This window comes from Methylobrevis pamukkalensis, assembly GCF_001720135.1.
Taxonomy (GTDB): Bacteria; Pseudomonadota; Alphaproteobacteria; order Rhizobiales; family Pleomorphomonadaceae; genus Methylobrevis; species Methylobrevis pamukkalensis.
In genome coordinates this window covers 1-15,889 of record NZ_MCRJ01000103.1, presented here as the reverse complement: position 1 = coordinate 15,889, position 15,889 = coordinate 1, and the positions used below count along the sequence as shown (strand labels likewise).

General features: G+C 69.9%; 30 protein-coding genes. 11 read left to right on the top strand and 19 right to left on the bottom strand.

Annotation, left to right across the window (positions count from 1 at the left end; all coding sequences use genetic code 11):
* Positions 1–372: 372 nt before the first annotated feature.
* From A6302_RS15655 to A6302_RS15585, 16 genes are all read right to left on the bottom strand, one after another.
* Positions 373–624 (bottom strand): PC4/YdbC family ssDNA-binding protein, encoded by a 252-nt coding sequence (locus A6302_RS15655; RefSeq protein ID WP_069307826.1) that lies wholly within the window; start codon positions 622–624, stop codon positions 373–375.
* Complete coding sequence (locus A6302_RS15650; RefSeq protein ID WP_141703834.1) at positions 621–1,106, bottom strand: hypothetical protein; 486 nt, start codon at positions 1,104–1,106, stop codon at positions 621–623. The genes A6302_RS15655 and A6302_RS15650 overlap by 4 nt, the downstream gene beginning before the upstream one ends.
* A gap of 213 nt (positions 1,107–1,319) precedes the next feature.
* Entirely contained in the window at positions 1,320–2,438 is a 1,119-nt protein-coding gene (locus A6302_RS15640) for a tyrosine-type recombinase/integrase (RefSeq protein WP_069307824.1), read from the bottom strand.
* A gap of 184 nt (positions 2,439–2,622) precedes the next feature.
* A complete protein-coding gene (locus tag A6302_RS15635) occupies positions 2,623–2,934 on the bottom strand; it encodes a thermonuclease family protein (protein ID WP_169833610.1) in 312 nt (103 codons plus the stop codon).
* 97 nt (positions 2,935–3,031) lie between these two features.
* Entirely contained in the window at positions 3,032–3,538 is a 507-nt protein-coding gene (locus A6302_RS15630; RefSeq protein ID WP_069307822.1) for a hypothetical protein, read from the bottom strand.
* A gap of 408 nt (positions 3,539–3,946) precedes the next feature.
* Positions 3,947–4,258, bottom strand: coding sequence for a hypothetical protein (locus A6302_RS15625; RefSeq protein ID WP_069307821.1), 312 nt, complete (start codon positions 4,256–4,258; stop codon positions 3,947–3,949).
* Positions 4,258–4,689, bottom strand: coding sequence for an ASCH domain-containing protein (locus A6302_RS15620; protein WP_069307820.1), 432 nt, complete (start codon positions 4,687–4,689; stop codon positions 4,258–4,260). Before A6302_RS15620 ends, A6302_RS15625 begins: the two co-directional genes overlap by 1 nt.
* Positions 4,690–4,694: 5 nt before the next feature.
* The gene (locus A6302_RS15615; RefSeq protein ID WP_069307819.1) at positions 4,695–5,660 is read right to left on the bottom strand and encodes an AAA family ATPase; all 966 of its coding nucleotides are present in this window, start codon (positions 5,658–5,660) and stop codon (positions 4,695–4,697) included.
* Positions 5,657–6,313, bottom strand: a complete 657-nt coding sequence (locus tag A6302_RS22315; RefSeq protein ID WP_069307818.1) for a DUF2312 domain-containing protein — start codon at positions 6,311–6,313, stop codon at positions 5,657–5,659. Before A6302_RS22315 ends, A6302_RS15615 begins: the two co-directional genes overlap by 4 nt.
* Positions 6,314–6,342: 29 nt before the next feature.
* A complete protein-coding gene (locus tag A6302_RS15605; RefSeq protein ID WP_069307817.1) occupies positions 6,343–6,657 on the bottom strand; it encodes a hypothetical protein in 315 nt (104 codons plus the stop codon).
* The gene (locus A6302_RS23130; RefSeq protein ID WP_169833609.1) at positions 6,654–6,827 is read right to left on the bottom strand and encodes a hypothetical protein; all 174 of its coding nucleotides are present in this window, start codon (positions 6,825–6,827) and stop codon (positions 6,654–6,656) included. The genes A6302_RS15605 and A6302_RS23130 overlap by 4 nt, the downstream gene beginning before the upstream one ends.
* Positions 6,828–6,861: 34 nt before the next feature.
* The gene (locus A6302_RS23125; protein WP_169833608.1) at positions 6,862–7,023 is read right to left on the bottom strand and encodes a hypothetical protein; all 162 of its coding nucleotides are present in this window, start codon (positions 7,021–7,023) and stop codon (positions 6,862–6,864) included.
* Positions 7,020–7,196 carry a hypothetical protein gene (locus tag A6302_RS23120; protein ID WP_169833607.1) on the bottom strand — a complete coding sequence of 59 codons (177 nt, stop codon included), beginning with the start codon at positions 7,194–7,196 and terminating at the stop codon, positions 7,020–7,022. Before A6302_RS23120 ends, A6302_RS23125 begins: the two co-directional genes overlap by 4 nt.
* A gap of 206 nt (positions 7,197–7,402) precedes the next feature.
* On the bottom strand, positions 7,403–7,648 hold the full coding sequence (locus A6302_RS15595; RefSeq protein WP_069307815.1) for a hypothetical protein: 246 nt from the start codon (positions 7,646–7,648) through the stop codon (positions 7,403–7,405).
* An 84-nt stretch (positions 7,649–7,732) separates the two neighbouring features.
* On the bottom strand, positions 7,733–8,188 hold the full coding sequence (locus A6302_RS15590) for a hypothetical protein (protein WP_069307814.1): 456 nt from the start codon (positions 8,186–8,188) through the stop codon (positions 7,733–7,735).
* A 140-nt stretch (positions 8,189–8,328) separates the two neighbouring features.
* Positions 8,329–8,667 (bottom strand): hypothetical protein, encoded by a 339-nt coding sequence (locus A6302_RS15585; protein WP_141703832.1) that lies wholly within the window; start codon positions 8,665–8,667, stop codon positions 8,329–8,331.
* Positions 8,668–9,274: 607 nt separating this feature from the next.
* Here A6302_RS15585 and A6302_RS23115 point away from each other — a divergent pair.
* Positions 9,275–9,442, top strand: coding sequence for a hypothetical protein (locus tag A6302_RS23115; protein WP_169833605.1), 168 nt, complete (start codon positions 9,275–9,277; stop codon positions 9,440–9,442).
* On the opposite strand, the gene A6302_RS15580 is transcribed toward A6302_RS23115, so the two are convergent.
* Entirely contained in the window at positions 9,439–9,762 is a 324-nt protein-coding gene (locus A6302_RS15580) for a hypothetical protein (protein WP_069307812.1), read from the bottom strand. The two genes, A6302_RS23115 and A6302_RS15580, sit on opposite strands and share 4 nt — an antisense overlap.
* A 28-nt stretch (positions 9,763–9,790) precedes the next feature.
* A complete protein-coding gene (locus A6302_RS15575; RefSeq protein WP_141703830.1) occupies positions 9,791–10,576 on the bottom strand; it encodes a S24 family peptidase in 786 nt (261 codons plus the stop codon).
* On the opposite strand from A6302_RS15575, the gene A6302_RS15570 reads away from it, so the two are divergent.
* Positions 10,575–10,880 (top strand): hypothetical protein, encoded by a 306-nt coding sequence (locus A6302_RS15570; RefSeq protein ID WP_069307810.1) that lies wholly within the window; start codon positions 10,575–10,577, stop codon positions 10,878–10,880. The two genes, A6302_RS15575 and A6302_RS15570, sit on opposite strands and share 2 nt — an antisense overlap.
* A 20-nt stretch (positions 10,881–10,900) precedes the next feature.
* Here the strand turns inward: A6302_RS15570 and A6302_RS15565 are convergent, their stop codons facing one another.
* Positions 10,901–11,140, bottom strand: a complete 240-nt coding sequence (locus tag A6302_RS15565) for an ECs_2282 family putative zinc-binding protein (protein WP_069307809.1) — start codon at positions 11,138–11,140, stop codon at positions 10,901–10,903.
* A 125-nt stretch (positions 11,141–11,265) separates the two neighbouring features.
* Here A6302_RS15565 and A6302_RS15560 point away from each other — a divergent pair, with 125 nt between their 5' ends.
* The 9 genes from A6302_RS15560 to A6302_RS15525 all read left to right on the top strand — a co-directional run.
* Entirely contained in the window at positions 11,266–11,898 is a 633-nt protein-coding gene (locus A6302_RS15560; RefSeq protein WP_069307808.1) for a hypothetical protein, read from the top strand.
* 103 nt (positions 11,899–12,001) lie between these two features.
* Entirely contained in the window at positions 12,002–12,541 is a 540-nt protein-coding gene (locus A6302_RS15555) for a phage regulatory CII family protein (RefSeq protein ID WP_069307807.1), read from the top strand.
* A 246-nt stretch (positions 12,542–12,787) separates the two neighbouring features.
* Positions 12,788–12,982 carry a hypothetical protein gene (locus A6302_RS15550; RefSeq protein ID WP_069307806.1) on the top strand — a complete coding sequence of 65 codons (195 nt, stop codon included), beginning with the start codon at positions 12,788–12,790 and terminating at the stop codon, positions 12,980–12,982.
* Entirely contained in the window at positions 12,979–13,263 is a 285-nt protein-coding gene (locus A6302_RS15545; protein WP_069307805.1) for a hypothetical protein, read from the top strand. The genes A6302_RS15550 and A6302_RS15545 overlap by 4 nt, the downstream gene beginning before the upstream one ends.
* The gene (locus tag A6302_RS23110) at positions 13,260–13,418 is read left to right on the top strand and encodes a hypothetical protein (protein ID WP_169833604.1); all 159 of its coding nucleotides are present in this window, start codon (positions 13,260–13,262) and stop codon (positions 13,416–13,418) included. The genes A6302_RS15545 and A6302_RS23110 overlap by 4 nt, the downstream gene beginning before the upstream one ends.
* Positions 13,415–14,122, top strand: a complete 708-nt coding sequence (locus A6302_RS15540; protein ID WP_069307804.1) for a hypothetical protein — start codon at positions 13,415–13,417, stop codon at positions 14,120–14,122. Before A6302_RS23110 ends, A6302_RS15540 begins: the two co-directional genes overlap by 4 nt.
* Before the next feature lie 14 nt (positions 14,123–14,136).
* Positions 14,137–14,823 carry a hypothetical protein gene (locus A6302_RS15535; RefSeq protein ID WP_069307827.1) on the top strand — a complete coding sequence of 229 codons (687 nt, stop codon included), beginning with the start codon at positions 14,137–14,139 and terminating at the stop codon, positions 14,821–14,823.
* On the top strand, positions 14,820–15,071 hold the full coding sequence (locus A6302_RS23105; protein WP_069307803.1) for a hypothetical protein: 252 nt from the start codon (positions 14,820–14,822) through the stop codon (positions 15,069–15,071). Before A6302_RS15535 ends, A6302_RS23105 begins: the two co-directional genes overlap by 4 nt.
* A partial coding sequence (locus A6302_RS15525) for a bifunctional DNA primase/polymerase (protein WP_169833603.1) occupies positions 15,068–15,889 on the top strand: 822 nt, incomplete at its 3' end. The genes A6302_RS23105 and A6302_RS15525, both read left to right, overlap by 4 nt.

Genomic DNA, 15,889 nt, shown 5'->3' with positions numbered 1-15,889 from the left:
TCCAGCCTCGTTTACCGTGCCTGTCCGTGTCGTGGACCAGTCGCCTCCCCAGCAGCGCGGCTGCCAGTCACCTAGGGGGTATTATGGGCACGCTATCCCTCAGGCCGCATCGCCAGTCGGGGCGTCGGAACCGGCAACGAGTGCCGTAAGATCCGCCGAGGCATTGTCGGTTTTTGTTGAGGCCGACACCTCTCCATCTTCATCGGATCGAAGCCGGGCAGATCGCCGTCCGGCTATGACGCGGCAGGAGCAAGATTGAGAGACCACCCGCCGCTAGATCGTCGCGGCGAGGGCAGGGCAGGAAAGCCATAGGCGGGAGCCTCCGAGCGGTCCCTAGGGCTTGTCTACGCTGCACCTCGCCACGCTGGCGAGTTATCTCCCTTGCGCCTCCTGGTATGCCTCTGCGGCGGCGTGAAGGGCTTCGATCAGGGCCGGGATGACGTCGACACGGAAGGCAACGCCCTTCCTCGTCGGCCGTCGTTCCCCGGTGCCGTCGTAGTCCGCGAAGACGCGCACGTCGCAGCAGTCGACGCCATGATAGGTGTCGAGCCGGACGACGATGTCCTCGTGGCCGTTCTTGCGGACCTTGGCCACGAGGGTTGCGGTATCGGCGGCGTCGGTCATGCACGCCCTCCCGTCGAGTCTGTCGGGATTGCGTCGGCGTACCGATTGAGCAGGCCAAGCTTGAAGCAAAGGACCAGCGACAAGAGCACCTTGCCACGTAGACGCTCGAAAAGAGGCCGGGCGAAAACAGACACCATGCCGGGCGGCAGTGCCGTCAATAGAAGCTCGTCGAGCGTCTCTTGCACCTCAAAGACAATCTCGTCGAGAGATTCGGTCGTGAGCGGCTCGCCTTCCAGAATCAGTTGTTCGGCAACTTCACGGCCGGCTAGAGCTTGCTGCTCGGCGTGCCGCGTCACCCATGCGTCGAAGGCAGCCATATCGGCTTCAATCGTTGACGGCTTCGCCGCAATTTGGCATTGTTCCGGGGTGATGTTTTCGAGATTTGATGCGCCGTTCCCGTTGCCACCGGGGACGGCGTTTTCGTTTTCAGGCGGTCCGTCGTCGGAACAGCCGGAGAACAGAGTCCCCCGGATTTCCCCCACGTCTTGAGGGTCGTTCGGGGTGCGTTCACGCTCCAAGTCTGGGGGACAAGGGAGCGGATGCGGGCTTAAGCCTTGAATTTCCTTGGGAAAACTGGTGCTGTGAGAGAGGATTGAACTCTCGACCTCTCCCTTACCAAGGGAGTGCCGGTTGCGGGAAACCCCGGAAAACCGCCGCTTTTCGGCCCGGACCGGCCAGTAATGTTGCGGATGTGTTCACGGGTTTCTGGCCATAACTGGCCGGGCCTGCCGGCCGATGCGGTTGGCGACCTCGACCTGGTAATCGGGGTGGTGGTGGCCGTAGACGGTTTCGACCATCGCCGGGCTCATGCCCACGTAGTGCGCCGCATCCCAGATCGACACGCCGTTGATCATCATCCACGTGACGCAGGTGTGCCGGAGCACGTGGGGGGTGACGTCGGTGCCGAGGCCTGCGGCCTTGCGGGCAGCGTCCCAACTGCGGCGCTGGCGGTCCACCGGCAGGCCGCGGTAGTGGACGACGTAGCTGCGGCCGTCGCGGCGCCACGCGCGCAGGTGCGCCATCAGCCGGGCCGGGATGCGCACCGGCGGCCGGCGCTTGGACGATTCGCTCTGCCCCTCGCCGCGGCGGTGGATCAGCCCGGCCTCGACGTCGATCCACCCGCCGCGCACGTTCGGCAGCCACGCCAGATCGCGGATCGCGCCGGAGCGCGTGCCGGTGTGGAGACCGATCAGGATGAAGCGCGCGAGCGCCCGGCCGGCCTGCCGATCGTCCAGCCTGCGGGCGGCGCGCAGCAGCCGGGCGGCCTCGTCGCGGCGAAGCCAGCGCAGGCGCGATCCGGGCTGGTCGGGCAGGGTGATCACCGGCAGAGCCTCGAGCGGCTCTTCGGCGTGCCATGCGTTGACGGCGGCCCGCAGCACGCCCAGCTCGCGGCGGATCGTGGCGTCGCCGATCGTCTTCGCTTTCGCAGCCTCGGATTTCGCCTGCGGCCGGGGCTGGCGGCGACGGTGCTCGGCGTAGGCGCGGCAGGTGGCGGCGCGGATCTCGGCGAGGGTCTTGGCGCCCCACCAGTCGGCGAGGCGGTCGATCGCGTGGCCGGTGGTGGCGGCCGCGCGGTGGCGCGGGGCGATCTCGCGGGCGTACCAGGTCAGGATGTCGGCGATCAGGAGCCGATCGGCACGACGTTCGACCGGCGCCGTCCATTTGGCGGCGATGTGCTCGGCGAGCAGCCTTTGAGCGCGCTCGTGCTCACCCTGAGTGCAGCCAGTGCGGCGCTTGACGGCGCCGTCGCGGATCCACCAGACCCGCTCGCGGGGGTCGAGCCACAGGCGGGCGCCTTTTGACGGTCTTGGCATCTGGTGCGCATCTCCTCGACGGCTTTCGGCGTGACGAAATCGCGCCGGCCGACCCTCTCGATCACCAGATTGCCCCGCGCTGCCTCCGCCCGCAATGTCGACGGGCTGATCTTGCCACGAAACAGCAGGTCGCAGGCCTCCTTGAGGGTCAGCGGATCGGTCGGTGAGATGTCGGGCGGGAGGCTCATGGGGCGTCAGGCCCCCTGCACCAGTTGACCTTCCGCCCCGGCCAGTCCCGGGCGGCGCCGCGGCGGATCAGTTCGGCGCCGGCGTTGAGGCGGCCGGCGTGGACGGTGGCGAGGGTGCGTCCGTAGCGGTCGCGGCCGGTGCGGGTGAGGCGGACGGGGCCGAGGGACAGGATCTGCGCCAGCGCGGCGGTGGCGGCGGCGGCAAGGCGGCGCTCGGCCTCGCAGGCCGGGTGGCTCGCCTCCGGCGCGTCGATGCCGACGAGGCGCACCTTTTCGCCGCGCAGCCAGATCGTGTCGCCGTCCACCACGCAGGCGGCGTCCGGCTGCCCCCGCCGGCACACCGGCACGGCTCGGCGAGGGCCGGCAGGGGCAGGGCGAGGGCGGCGAGGAGAATCAGGAGGCGGGTCACGGGCGGCTCCTCACGAACGGACGGAACGCAACGAGCGCGCCTTCCAGCCCGGCGGCGAGCGAGGGCCGCTCGATCGTCTCGCCCACGTGCTCGATCGCCTTGTCTGAGGCCATGCCGGCGATGCCGACGTAGAGGCCGGCAAGGGCGGAATGCTTGCGCTGCTGGTCTTCGGTGAGCGATCCGAAATCGCGCACGGCGGTGATCTTCATCACGTTGCGCTCGGCGGCGCGGCGCAGCAGCCGGGCGTCGCGCTCGCTGGAGGTGACGATCTCGCCATCCTCCAGCCGCTTGAGGCCGAAGCCGACGATCACGTCGAACACGGCGCGGTCTTCCTTCAGGAGACGGCGGCGGGCCGACTGGAGATTGCCGCAGCTGCCGTCCACCCGTCGGCCGGCGGCGTCGGACAGGGCGGCGTAGCTGATCGTCTGGCCGATCGCCACGGCTTTCAGCGCCCTGGCGATCATCGCCGTCTCGGCGGAGGTTTCGAAGCGGGGTCGGTCCATGGCGATCTCCCTGAGAAAAGGTCCGGCGGCGAGCGCCGGGGCTGGTGCGAAGCAGAGCGTTGCGCCGCGGCGCGTTGAGTGGCGATGCCCTGCGCGGCCTTGCGCCGCGGCGCGTGGCGTGGAGACGCGACGCGAGGCGACGAGTGGCTCGTTATTTTTCTTCTGTCCAGGCAAAGTCGTAGGCTTGGAAGCGCCCGAAAAGACCGCCCTTTTCGGCGCGGAAGCGGCCGACGCCGATCAGTTTGCCGGCCTCGATCACCACCCGTTCAAAAGCGTCTTTCGGGATCTCGTCATCGAGAAGCCGGAATGCGATAAGGGCTTCCCACTCCGCGATGTAGGGGAAAATCCGCTTGACCCGGCTGCCGCTGCCGCGCCGACCGTCGACGTTGGCGAATATCCGGATCGGCTTCAGATCTTCTTTCCGGACGCGATCGGGAATACCAACGCGGCCGGGATGGCGCCGGACAGGAAATTCTTGGTGAGGGTCTGACGACCTTTGGACTTGATCGAAAGCCTCCCGGCGGCGGCGTCCACCGCCTGCTTCAGCCCCATGCCGGGAATGCCGACGATCCCGTCGTCGGTGACCGTCGCCTTCTCGCGCCACGTGCGCTTGTCGTAGTCCTCGGGCGTTTCCTTGTCGTTCAGCTTCGGCGCATCGTGACTGGCGGACTGGGAATAGGGCGTCGTCGATTTCAGGCGGAAAGTGCAAAGGCGGATCATCAGATCAGTCTCCCTTGCCCGGCGGAGGCCGGGGTGAGCGGCACGAGGCGGCGGGCGGTGTCGTCGGGGATGTCGAAAAAGCCGAGCTGGCCGCGCCAGGGCTCCGGCGCAAATTCCAGCGGGTTGCGCAGCACGAAGCCGTGGTCGCCCACGAACCAGTCCGAGCGGTGGTCCGTCACGCACATCACGATCTCCACTTCGCCGACAACCGCGCCGGTGGGAAAGGCGCCCGGCAGGGTGAGCCGCAGCGGCCGGCCGGTGACCGGGTGGCGCCCGGCCTTGATCTCGGTCATCGCGTCCAGATCCACCCGCTTGCCGGCGTGGACGAGGATGCGCCCGCGCACGCCGGTGGCCCGGGTGCGGTTTTCGATGTCCTTGTGGCCGGCGACGATCAGCCAGGCCCAGGGCTGCATGATGGAGAGGGCGCGCATCGGGGTCAGTCTCCGCCTCTGGACGTGGCACGCCCGGGAAAGGCCACGACAGAGGCGGGCGGGTGCTCGTCGTGCTGGTCGGCGGTCTCGGCTGGCTCCGGATCGGCGGCGATGTCGGCGGCGCGCCGCAGTGGCCAGCCAAGCCCCCGGATTGCCGCGTCCTCGATGCCGAGGGACCAGAGGCGCGGGCGGCCGAGATCCGGATGCGGCTCGTTGGCGGCGAGAATGCGGGCGATCACCGCCTCGCGCTCCATCGGCCAGCCGGCCTTCGGGCCGACGACGATCTGCCGCTTGAGGGCTTCGCAGAACTGGCGCATCAACGAGGGCGCCGCCGTGCTCATCGCCTCGGCGATGCGCCGCAGGTCGTCGCGCGGCAGGCCAAAGGGGGTAAGATAGCGGGCAAGGATTCGCTCGCGCTCGCCCTGGCCCGGAACGTCCAGCTTGATCTGGATCTCGAAGCGCCGCCAGATGGCCGGGTCGATCAGCGATGCGTGGTTCGTTGCGGCGATCAGAAAACCCTCGTGAGCGTCCATACGGGCCAGCAACGCGTTGATCATCGCGTTGTGATCGTGCTCGCCGACCTCGTTGACGCCCGACGTCATCCGCCGCGCCGCCACGGTCTCGAACTCGTCGAAGAACACGACGCAGGGCTCGTCGATCTTGTCGATCACGTCGAAAACGCTGCGGACGTTCGATATCCCGGTGCCGACGTAGCGGCCGACGATGTCGTCCGGCCGGATGATCAGCATCGGCAGACCGAGGCGCGCGGCAAGATGGTGGGCCAGCGTCGTCTTGCCGGTGCCGGGGGCGCCGTGGAACAGGGCGCGGCTGCGCGCCTTGAGGCCCACGTCGGCCAGTTCCTCGGCCGACCAGATCTCCATCAGCCATTCCATCAGCGCCGCGCGGACGGGCCGGGCGAGGATCGGCTCTTCGGCCTCGTGGGGTTGAAGCAGGCGACCGTCGATGTTCATTCGTCTTCCGGCCCCATGCCGTCGCCACCGGTTTCCACTCGCCATCCGCGATCCCAGAGCGGCCGGCGCGCATCGCCGAACGGAAAGGGATTGGTGATGATCGCCTGATTGTCGCGGGCCGCCTGCCGGCCCATCTCCTCGGCCTGCGCCGGGCTGGCCTCGGGCGGCGGCGCCTTGCCGGTGCGCGGGGCCGCGGCAACGGCGGCGCGCGCCTGCGGAGCGGGGCGCTCCACGAAATCCTCGGCGTGGGCCGTGCCCTCCTGGTCGCGCCACAGCCGCACGGCGCCGCCGCCGGCCTTGACGATCAGTTCGCCGTTGATGGGCACCAGTTCCTTGAGGGCCTCGACCACGCTTTCGCGGGCGCTGATGTCCACGCTCATCAGCCCGACGTGGCGAAACAGCGGGGTCTCTGTCGCCATGCCCATCGCCGACATGTAGAGGTCCAGCAGGCTTTCGGCTTCCTGCCGGTCGGCCGGCTTCTGGGTGCGGATCTTCAGGATATCGCGCATCGTCGGCGCCGAAAAACCGAGGGCCTTGGCCTCGGCGAAGACGAGTTTCTCGTCGTCCGCCAAGGCGGTCTTCTGCTCGCGGATGTTCTCGATGCGGTCGATAAAGTTGCGCAGATCCACCGCGCTGATCGAATTGCTGCCCATCGTGCGTCTCTCCTGCGGGTGATCAGGTTTCACGGTGTGGTCTCCTCGGTGGTGGGCTGCGGGAAATCTTCGGGGTCCAGCGTCTCGTCATCGGCGAGGGCGAGCAGGGCGCCGGCGCGGGTGAGGCGCCAGACGTGGAAACTGGCGGTGGCAAAGCGGCTGGGCACAAGCTCGGCCCAGCCGAGATCGGCCATCGCCTGCAGCATCTCGTCGGGCGCGGTGCCCCGGATCGTCTCGACCCGGTTGCGGCAGGTTCGCGCCCGGTCGCCCTTCGGCGGGTTCGGCAGGCCGAGGGCGTGGCGCGCGTGGTGGCGCTGGCGGGGGGAGAGGGTGGGGGTGGTCATGACTGCGCCCGGCTGCGGGCAAGCCAGTTGGCGAGCAGGATGAAAACCACCCCGACGAGGAGCGCCCCGGAGAAGTCATCGCCGGCCGCGCGCCGCGCGCCGGCATCGAGCAGGACGTTGAGCGCAAGCCACCACAAGAAAGCTGCGGCTGCAAAATCAAGAAACCTCATCCCCGTGCCCTCCCGGCGTCGGACATGCCGTCGATCATCTTGCGGTTGGCGTAGCGTCGGCCACATCGATGATGGCGCGGTCGACGGCCGCTTCGATCTGCAGGCGCGAGAACCAAGGAAAACTCATCTGCAACTCGGCAATCGCGTACGCCCGGCGGGCGCGCAATCGGGGGGATGTGGTCTCGGCGCCGTTCATCCCCGCGCCCTCCGGCCCGCCGCCTGCCGGAACAGGCCGCAGGGGCTGCCGCGGCGGGCGGTGACGAGGTGGACCGGCGCGCCGTCCGGGCTGATGCCAAGGGGCGTCACCGCCGCGCGGTCGGGGTCGTCGAACATCGGGGCTTCGTTGATCTCGCGGTCGAGGTCGGACACCTTGTCCCGCACGATGAGGCGGGTGGCGGCGCCAAGGCCGGCGCGAGCAGGAACGCGGCGATGGCCGCGAACCAGAACAGGGTGGTGGATTCGGCAAGCGGCGCGGACATCACGGCCTCCTCGGGTTTCAAAGGTGGTCCGCCTGCGCGGACCATGACGGCGCGGCGCGGGGCGGGTGGGGCGGCCGGGGTGGCCGGCCCTGTGGATCACGCCACGCGGCGGGCCTTTTCGCGGGCCTTGACGCGGGCAACAAAGAGGTCGCGGGCGCGTTCGATCAGGCTGTCGGCGGTGGCGCGGGCGATGCCGGCGCGCGCGAAATCGCCGATGACGACGCAGTCGCCGCGGCTGCTCACCTCGTCGATGATGTCGGCCATCCGCGCCACGGTGGCGGCCTCGCCCACGGGCGCGCGGCGGGCCGGGGCGCGGGAGCGGATCAGGGTGTTGACGGTCATGGGGTCGGTCTCCGGTCGGGTGTTGCGTGTCGGGCATCCGCTGCTGCCGGCGGCGCGCGCCGGCAGGGCGGGAGGCGCGGGCGGTCAGAAGTCGGAGGGGTCGAAGTCTTCCGCGCCGGGTTCTTCCGGGTGAACCTCGGCGAGTTCGTTGGCGTACAGAGGGCGCGTCATGAAGCTGACATTCCGGAAGGTCAGCACGTATTGCGATGCGCGATCGATGCTCGCGATCTGCTGAATGACCCGCCCAATCGTGTTGGAACGGCGCACTCGCACCACTTGGCCAAGGCGGAAATCGAAATGCTTGGTCTGCCTGCGGAGCGATGTCGGCTCCAGCCCGTCGATATGCTTGCTCTGCCCGCCCCATTCTGCCTGCACGTGGACCACCCCGCACAGCGGGCAGGGCCGCGCGTCGCCGCCTTCGGCCGGCGCCTCGTCGGGGTCCAGTTCGTGGTGGGCCTGCAGCTCCTGGGCGCGGGCGATTGCGGCCAGAATGTCGCGGGCGTCGTCTTCGGTGTCGAATTTCAGGATGATCATGTGCATCGGGCTGGTCTCCAGGCATCCGGTGCTGCCGGCGTCGCGCGCCGGCAGGGCGGGAGGCGCGAGGGTCAGTTGTGGGCGGACGGGGGCGGGGCGTCGGCCTCGGCGGCGGGCGTCCAGAGTTCGTAGTCAACGCTTTCGACTCAGAAGCGCGTGTAGAGGTGATCGCCCCCGGAAGCGCAGCTGACCCGCATGTCGAGGCGCACGCCGTATCTGCTGGTGAAAATCGATTCGGAGGTGTCCGGCGCGGCCAGATGCGCCGCGTTCAATTCCAGCACGATCTGCGGCATGCCGATGCCTTTCTGGTTGTGGCCGTTGCGCGGGGTGACGATGTCGCCCGGCTTGAACGGGCAGCCGTTGGCCATCATCGCGGCGTAGGTGTCGAACTGCTGGCGCAGGTCCATCACCATCGCCTCGGGCAGCGGGGCGGGCGCCGGCAGGGCGTCGTCGTCATCGTCGAGGCCGAGCATTCGGGCGGTCATTCGCATCAGGCAGGTCCTTCGGAAAAAGGCCCCGGCCGGAGCCGGGGCGGAGGTCAAAGGGAGGTTCGCAAACTCGAAAGCAACTCGTGTCGGGTGATGGGGTCAGGCCATCGCTGCCTCCTTTCGCGGGAGACGGTGGGCGCCCGCCGGAAACGCCGGATCCGGACACAGGACCCGCCCGGCGGGCGCCCGGCCCGAGGGGAGGAGGTCTCGGGCCGTGGGAATAAACTACGTTTCGCAGTTTATCCTGTCAACTGCAAAACGCAGTTTTCCCGAGCGCGATCGGCGGAACGCAGTTTGCGCCGCAACTTGCGGCACCTCGCGGCGCGCCGTATCGTGCATGCCGCGCAACAGGGCTGCGGGGGGCGGACATGAAATTCTCAGGGGTAATCGTGATGGCCGGCGTGTTGCTGGCCGGCTGCCAGACAACCGGCGGAACGGCGGCGGACATCGCGGCGCGCGGGCGGGTGCCGGCGGACTACAAGGCTGCGGTGGTGGCGCTGTTGCGCGAGCGGCTGAAAGACCCTTATTCGGTGCGGAGCGCGGAAATTACCGCGCCGCTCGAGATCTTCGCCGGGCTGGTCAATGGCGGGCGGCGGCCGGGGGTGTGCGTGCGGTTCAATTCGAAGACTCGTTCGGCGCCTACACCGGCATCGAGACCTTCGTGCTCGCCTTCAACGACGGGCAGGCCTTCGGCTCGTTCAAGGCCGGGATCTTCGGCAACTGCGAGAACGCGATCTGGGAGCCGTTCCCGGAAGCCGAGCGGATCGGCTAGAACTTGAACTCGGCGCCGCTGTTGGTCTCGCGTTCCCGGATCTCCGAATCGATGCAGATCTTCAGCAGGCCGTAGCTGCCGCCGCCGCCCATGGTCGCCACGCGCTGGCAATGCGTGGCGATGCTTTCGGCGATGCCGCTCCAGCGCGCCTTCAGCTCGTCGTAGTCGCTCTGTTCGGAGCGGAAGCAGATGCCGAACAGGCCTTCCGAGTAGCCACCGCTGAGGCTGGCAAGCCGCGTGCAGTGGCTTTTCGGGTCGAAGCGCGGGAGCTCCCCGGCGGTGGCCGGGCCGGCGAGCAATGCCGCCGCGATCAGGATCATGCGCCGCATCGTCTGCCTCACTCGTTGATCAGGGCCGCCACCACGCGGCGACGAAGTTGATCTCGATGCCCGTTTCCCCGCCGTTCAGCGGGATCGCGGCCTGAAACGCGGGATCGTCCGATTCCGGCACCAGCCACACCTCGCCCTCGCGGCGGATCTTCACCGTCTTTATCGTGCTTTCGCGGGTGCCGTCGGGCTTGGCGCGGTCGATGTGGTAACGCTTGCCGGGCACCAGATCGCGCGCGCCGTCGTGCTTGCGCATCAGCACCACGATCGTTCCGGCCGGGTAGACCTGGTTCATCGATTCGCCGCGCACGATCGCGCCGTAAAGCGGCCAGCCCTGGAATTCAGGGCGGTCGGGGATGAACACGTCGAATTCCTCGTCCGGCGCGAGCACGTGGTTTTCCGACCAGACGCCGGCCTGCAGATAGCCGGACACCGACACCCGGCGCATCGTCTCGGGCGTGCGCGAGGTCGGCTCGCCCTTGCCGCTCATCAGCCACGATGCCGAAACGCCAAGCCCTCGCGCATATTTTTCCGCCAGCGCCTGGGGAAAGCCCCGCGTGCCGCGCGTGCCGGTCTCGTGCGCCTGCAGCGTCTTTTCGTTCACGCCCAAAGCCTCCGCCGCCAGCTTGATCTGGTCGAAGCGGCGTTCGCGCGCCCAGCGCAATCGGTCGTGGTGGGTGGCCCATCTGGAAGTCGTCATACGACGGAACGTAGTCTGCCCGTCACTGCATTTGGTGGTTTTGCCGCTTGACGCATCAAACTGCGAAACGTAGTTTGAGCGCATGTCATCAACCGAATGCAGTTCCATGGACATCTCCGGGCTTCGTAATCACGCCGACGTGATCGCCTTTTTCGGCAACAAGCGGCTCGCCGAACTGCTCGACGTGCCCGCCCGAACCGTGGGCGCGTGGCGGCTGCGCAATTCCATTCCCGGCCCTCGGCTGCTCGCCGTGGTGCGGGCGGCGGAAAACGCGGGCGTGCCGCAGATCACGCTCGGGCTCCTCGCCGAAATGGCGGAGCGCACCGCCGCCGGCGCCGAGCAAGCCGCCGCCCCCTCACCCCAGCCCTCTCCCGCCAGGGGAGAGGGCCTTTGCCCGGAGGCTGCCGAATGAGCACCGAGATCGGCACCCTGCTACTTGAGCTTCCAGCCCTTGAGGCCCTTGAAGGTGTTGCGGAATTTGAGCCGTACACGGTCGAGTGCGACACGCTTGGCCTGCGCTTTCACCTCGCCCCATGTTCCGAGGAGCGCGCCGCAGCTCTTGCAGCGGACCCGGGCACTGTCCGGCTCGACCCCGTCAGCGACGTCGAGCTTTTCGAGCTCCTGGCTGCCGCAGGTTGGGCAGGCGAGGGTGATCCCGATCTTGCTTTCCATGGTTCGTCTCCGTGCGCGCCTTGCGCGGGGATGGAAGGGGCTGGCCCTCGGCGGGAGGGCCGGCCCCACACTTTTTCCGCGCAATCGGATCGCGCGGCAAGTGCCGATCCGGAGACGGAGGCACAATGACCGCCCGCCCGCACTGCCAGAAGCCGCAGGCCTGCGAGGCGCTGAGCGCCGACCGGCACTGCAACACCTGCCACATGCGGCGCATGCGCCATGACCCGGAGGTGGCGCGCAACCGGGAGGCGGCGATGCAGGCGGAACAGGCCCGGCGCACCGCCCGATCCGAGCAGCGGATCGCCGACGTGGTGGCGATGACCGCCGAGGGGCTGGACCTTCCGACCATTTCCGCCGCGCTGAAACTGAGCAAGGGCACGGTGTGCAAGATGCGGCGCATTGCCCGCCAGCGCGCCGAGCTGCCGACGAGCGCCACCCCCACGGGCGGCATGGCCCGCGTCTGGAGCGCCGACGAGGACGCCGCCCTTGCCGATCTCTGGGCGGCGGGCCTGCCGGTGCCGCAGATCAAGCGGGCGATGCGCGACCGCTTCGCCATTTCCGACCACACCGTGTCGCGCCGCCTCCACACGCTGACGATCAACGAGGTGATCAAGCCCCGCCCGCGTGAGGACGCCCCGGCGCCCGAACCCGAGGCCGCGCCGCAGCAGCGTCCGCGCCCGTCGCTGGCGCCGGTGCCGAGTCTGGCCCGCCCGCTGCCGGTGATCGTCAGCCGCCGCACCGGCGAGGTGATCGCGTGATCGGTCTGCATCTCGCCCCCTCCTGATTTCGCCCCAGAACCGGCCCCGCGCCGCTTCTGCACTGCACCATCCCCGATCTGCGCAAAAACACCTAGGAAACAAGATGAGCGAAAGTTTCCACAATCCGGACGCGAGACAGCCGGCGCTGCGCGGGATGACCGCGCGGCTGAAAGGGGCGACCCGGGCGGCGCTGGAGGCGCTGGCCACGGCCGACGAGACCGGGCGCGCCCGGGCCGCAAGGCTGACCGGGGCGGCGCCCGGCACGCTGAGCCGCTGGGCCTCGCCCGACCATGACGACGTGATCTCGATCACCGCCGCGCTCACCCTCGAGGCGGCGATCGGCGCGCCGGTGTTCGCCCCGGTGTTTGCCGAGGCGGCCGGCTGCGCGCTGGCGCCGATGGACAGCGCCCCCGCCGGCACCGACGTGTCGGGGGCGCTTCTTGGCGTGGTGCGCGAAAGCGGCGCGCTGATCGGCGGCATCGGCGCGGCGCTCGCCGACGGCACTGTGACCCCGGCCGAACTGCGCGGCCTCTTGGACCTGATGAGCGGCGAGATCACCGCGCTCAGCACCACCCAGCGCGAGCTTTCCGCCGCGCTCGCCGAAGGCGGCAAGGCCACAACCCGGCGCAAGGGGGGCAAGTGATGCGCTTTTCGATCCCGAGAGGTTTGCGGTGGCTGCCCTGGCCGGCGTGGGCGGTGGTGGAGGCGGTGTGCTGGATGCGCGCGCGGTTTCATCAGACCCGCTGCGAGGCGGCCGAACGCGCGGCCCTCGCGCGCCCCGGCCCGCAGCTGCCCGGCGACCCCAGCCTCTGGCTGCGGTCGACCACCACGAAGCCGCCACCCGCCGGGCGATCGCGCTCGGGATTCTGGCGATGCGGAGGGCGACGCGATGATCCTCGTCCTGACCATCTGCCTCGTCGCCGCCCCGGCGGACTGCGAAACCCGCGAGCTGCGCGGCCGGGCCGACGCGCTGGCCTCCGGCTGCATGATCGCCGCCGTGGCCGAGATCGCCCGCTGGAGCGCCGCGCATCCGAAATGGCGGGTCGCGGGCTGGAAATGCCGGGCGGACGAGGTGCGGGCATGAGCGCCGCCGCCGACGCCCCCGTGCCGGTGATCTCCGAAGGCACGGCCAACGCCTACATCGACAGCCAGTGGCTGCTCTGGCGCGCCCTGGGCGTGCCGGACTGGCTGCTGCCGCGATCCCGCGTGGCGGGGCGGGGGCAGGAGCCCGGCATCGTCCGCGCGCTGTTCTTCAACGACCGCAACACGCTGATGGCCGTGGTCCAGTGCGAGCACGGGGTCTGGACCTCGGTCCTGCCCGCCTCGCGGCTGCGCCCGGCCCCGGCTGACGAGGTGGCGTCATGAGGTCCGGCGTCTACCGCTACGTGCGCATCCCGCGCGCCGAGGCCTATCTCGCCGCCGGCTGGCTGGCGACCCCGGCCTTCGACGACTGCCACCACGGCCGCTTCGCGATCCTGATGCGCGCCTGCGCCTGCAACCCGGACGGGGTGAGCCCGTGAGCGCGCCTTCGGCACGCGGCCTGTTCCGCGCCACCGGCAAGACCCCCCGGCCTGTCGCGATCCGCGATCTCATCACCGGCGAGATTCGCAAGGTGGAGGGCGGGCTGGAGCGCGAGAAGGACGACTTCAACCGGACCCCGCCGGAGCCGACGCGGGCGTTTCTGGCGACCGAGGGCGGGCGGCTGCGCAGCTTCGGCAAGGTCTGGGAGCCGGCGGCCGGCGACGGGGCGATGGTGCGCGAGCTGGTGGCCGCCGGGCTCGATGTGGTGGCGTCCGACCTGATCGACCGGGGCTGCGGCGCCGAAATCCGCAGCTTCTACGACTACGCCACCCCGCCGGCCCCGGCAATCGTAACCAATCCGCCGTTTCAGGACTGCGGCTGGGGCAACGGCAAGGCGCGCTGGCTGCGCCACGCGCTGGCGATGCCGGATCTGCGCTACATGGCGCTGCTTCTCAACTGGTCGTGGCCGGGCGCCGGCGGCCTCGGGCCGTTCTGGGCCGAGCACCCCCCGGCCCGGGTCTACCTGATGCGCTGGAAGATCGACTTCACCGGGCAGGGCGCCCCGCCGGCGCTGCACGCCTGGTTCGTCTGGGACGCGGCGCACCGCGCCCGCCACGGCGGCGAGACCGTGCTGCGGATGCTGGACCGGGCCGACGCCCGGCAGGGGGAAATGTTCGGCGACGAGAGGGAGGCGGCGGAGTGACTGCCCTCCTCGACATGCCCGCGACCTGCCGGCGGATCCTGATCGGCTGCGAGACATCCGGCGTGGTGCGCCGGGCATTCGCCGCGCTCGGCCATGACGTCTGGTCGGTGGACCTGCTGCCGGCCGAGGACGGATCCAACCGCCACATCATCGGCGACGTGCGCGACCATCTGGACGACGGGTGGGACCTGCTCGCCGTCATGCACCCGCCCTGCACCCGGCTGTGCAATTCCGGGGTGCGCTGGCTGCACGTGCCGCCGCCCGGGCGGACGCGCGACGAGATGTGGGCGGAACTCGACGCGGGCGCCGCGCTGTTTTCGGCCTGTTTTTCCGCGCCTGTGCCGCGCGTGGCGGTCGAAAATCCCGTGATGCACCGTCACGCCCGCGAGCGGATCGCCGGATTGATCCGGCCGCAGATCGTGCAGCCGTGGTGGTTCGGCGACCCGGCGTTCAAGGCGACAGGGTTTTACCTCCGCGGCCTGCCGCCGCTGGTGGCCACCGACCGGCTGACCCCGCCGAAGCCGGGCAGCGACGCGCATCGGGCGTGGTCCGCCGTGCACCGCGCCTCGCCCGGCCCCGACCGCTGGCGGATTCGAAGCCGGACATCCGAGGGGATTGCCCGGGCGATGGCAGCGCAGTGGACCGCAGCGATGGCGGCGGAGCCTGACCAGATGGATCTTTTCCGGGAGGCGGCGGAATGAGTGACGACCTCGACATTCTCCCGATCGACCTCGACGAGGCCTACCAGCAGCTGGACCGGGCGCGGGAGGCGCATGACGAGCGGGGGACGGACGCCAATTACGTGCACCTGCTGGAATGCCAGAACCGGGTGCTGCGCGGCGAGATCAACCGCCGCGACGCGGCCCTGCGGCGGGCCGGGGCCGACCGGTTCCGCGAGATCTGCGACCGGCGCCGCGGCGGGCGAATCGCTCTAGAGGGGGCACAATGACGGACATGCTCGAGGCGGCGCTGGCCTTTGCCGCGCGGGGATGGCGGGTGTTTCCCTGCGACCCGACGCCGACCAAGCCGCGCGCGAAAAGCCCGCTGATCGGCACCGACCGCGACCGCGACAACAAGCCGATTGCCGGCAGCGGCTGGCCGGCCAAGGCGAGCGCCGACCCCGAGCGGATCCGCGCCTGGTGGACGCGCTGGCCGAAGGCGCTGATCGGCATGGCGCCCGGCTGGGCTGACGGGTTCGTCGTCGACCTCGATCCCAAGGGCGAGAGCGTGGCGGATGTGGAGGCGCGGCTGGTGGCCGCGATCGGCGCCCCGTTGCCGGCCTGCGCGCGGACGATCACCCAGAGCGGCGGGCGGCATCTGTGGTTTGCCCGGCCGGAGGGGGGGCTTGGCAACGGCACGCCGGGGCTGCCCAACATCGACATCCGCTGCGATGCCGGCTACGTGATCCTGCCGCCCTCGGTGATGGGCAACGGGGCGGCCTACGCCTGGGAGGGCGAGGCCTTCGACCCGGCCACGGCGCCGGCCGCGCCCGAGGCGCTGCTGGCGCTGATCCGCGACAAGGGCAAGGTGGGCAAGGGGGATGCGCCCCGCAACCCCTCCTCAGCCCCGCATTTGGAGGCCCGGCGCGCATCCTGGCCGGGACGATGGATGCCGGCGACACCGCCGTGCGGCGCTATGCCCGGGCCGCGCTGGACCGGATCGTTTCCGAGGCTTCCGGCACGCGCCCGGCGGGCGGGGCAAGGCGGTGTTTGCCGCGGCCTGCGCGCTGGGGCGGTTCGTGGCGGCCGGGGCGCTTTCGGAGCGCGA

Bases quoted from the DNA above. Each gene is read 5' to 3' on its own strand.
- A6302_RS15655 (WP_069307826.1), bottom strand. From the start codon at position 624: ATGACCGACGCCGCCGATACCGCAACCCTCGTGGCCAAGGTCCGCAAG.
- A6302_RS15640 (WP_069307824.1), bottom strand. From the start codon at position 2,438: ATGCCAAGACCGTCAAAAGGCGCCCGCCTGTGGCTCGACCCCCGCGAG.
- A6302_RS15630 (WP_069307822.1), bottom strand. From the start codon at position 3,538: ATGGACCGACCCCGCTTCGAAACCTCCGCCGAGACGGCGATGATCGCC.
- A6302_RS15625 (WP_069307821.1), bottom strand. From the start codon at position 4,258: ATGATCCGCCTTTGCACTTTCCGCCTGAAATCGACGACGCCCTATTCC.
- A6302_RS15620 (WP_069307820.1), bottom strand. From the start codon at position 4,689: ATGCGCGCCCTCTCCATCATGCAGCCCTGGGCCTGGCTGATCGTCGCC.
- A6302_RS15615 (WP_069307819.1), bottom strand. From the start codon at position 5,660: ATGAACATCGACGGTCGCCTGCTTCAACCCCACGAGGCCGAAGAGCCG.
- A6302_RS22315 (WP_069307818.1), bottom strand. From the start codon at position 6,313: ATGGGCAGCAATTCGATCAGCGCGGTGGATCTGCGCAACTTTATCGAC.
- A6302_RS15605 (WP_069307817.1), bottom strand. From the start codon at position 6,657: ATGACCACCCCCACCCTCTCCCCCCGCCAGCGCCACCACGCGCGCCAC.
- A6302_RS23130 (WP_169833609.1), bottom strand. From the start codon at position 6,827: ATGAGGTTTCTTGATTTTGCAGCCGCAGCTTTCTTGTGGTGGCTTGCG.
- A6302_RS23125 (WP_169833608.1), bottom strand. From the start codon at position 7,023: ATGAACGGCGCCGAGACCACATCCCCCCGATTGCGCGCCCGCCGGGCG.
- A6302_RS15595 (WP_069307815.1), bottom strand. From the start codon at position 7,648: ATGACCGTCAACACCCTGATCCGCTCCCGCGCCCCGGCCCGCCGCGCG.
- A6302_RS15590 (WP_069307814.1), bottom strand. From the start codon at position 8,188: ATGCACATGATCATCCTGAAATTCGACACCGAAGACGACGCCCGCGAC.
- A6302_RS15585 (WP_141703832.1), bottom strand. From the start codon at position 8,667: ATGACCGCCCGAATGCTCGGCCTCGACGATGACGACGACGCCCTGCCG.
- A6302_RS15580 (WP_069307812.1), bottom strand. From the start codon at position 9,762: ATGATCCTGATCGCGGCGGCATTGCTCGCCGGCCCGGCCACCGCCGGG.
- A6302_RS15570 (WP_069307810.1), top strand. From the start codon at position 10,575: ATGGACATCTCCGGGCTTCGTAATCACGCCGACGTGATCGCCTTTTTC.
- A6302_RS15575 (WP_141703830.1), bottom strand. From the start codon at position 10,576: ATGGAACTGCATTCGGTTGATGACATGCGCTCAAACTACGTTTCGCAG.
- A6302_RS15565 (WP_069307809.1), bottom strand. From the start codon at position 11,140: ATGGAAAGCAAGATCGGGATCACCCTCGCCTGCCCAACCTGCGGCAGC.
- A6302_RS15560 (WP_069307808.1), top strand. From the start codon at position 11,266: ATGACCGCCCGCCCGCACTGCCAGAAGCCGCAGGCCTGCGAGGCGCTG.
- A6302_RS15555 (WP_069307807.1), top strand. From the start codon at position 12,002: ATGAGCGAAAGTTTCCACAATCCGGACGCGAGACAGCCGGCGCTGCGC.
- A6302_RS15550 (WP_069307806.1), top strand. From the start codon at position 12,788: ATGATCCTCGTCCTGACCATCTGCCTCGTCGCCGCCCCGGCGGACTGC.
- A6302_RS15545 (WP_069307805.1), top strand. From the start codon at position 12,979: ATGAGCGCCGCCGCCGACGCCCCCGTGCCGGTGATCTCCGAAGGCACG.
- A6302_RS23110 (WP_169833604.1), top strand. From the start codon at position 13,260: ATGAGGTCCGGCGTCTACCGCTACGTGCGCATCCCGCGCGCCGAGGCC.
- A6302_RS15535 (WP_069307827.1), top strand. From the start codon at position 14,137: ATGCCCGCGACCTGCCGGCGGATCCTGATCGGCTGCGAGACATCCGGC.
- A6302_RS23105 (WP_069307803.1), top strand. From the start codon at position 14,820: ATGAGTGACGACCTCGACATTCTCCCGATCGACCTCGACGAGGCCTAC.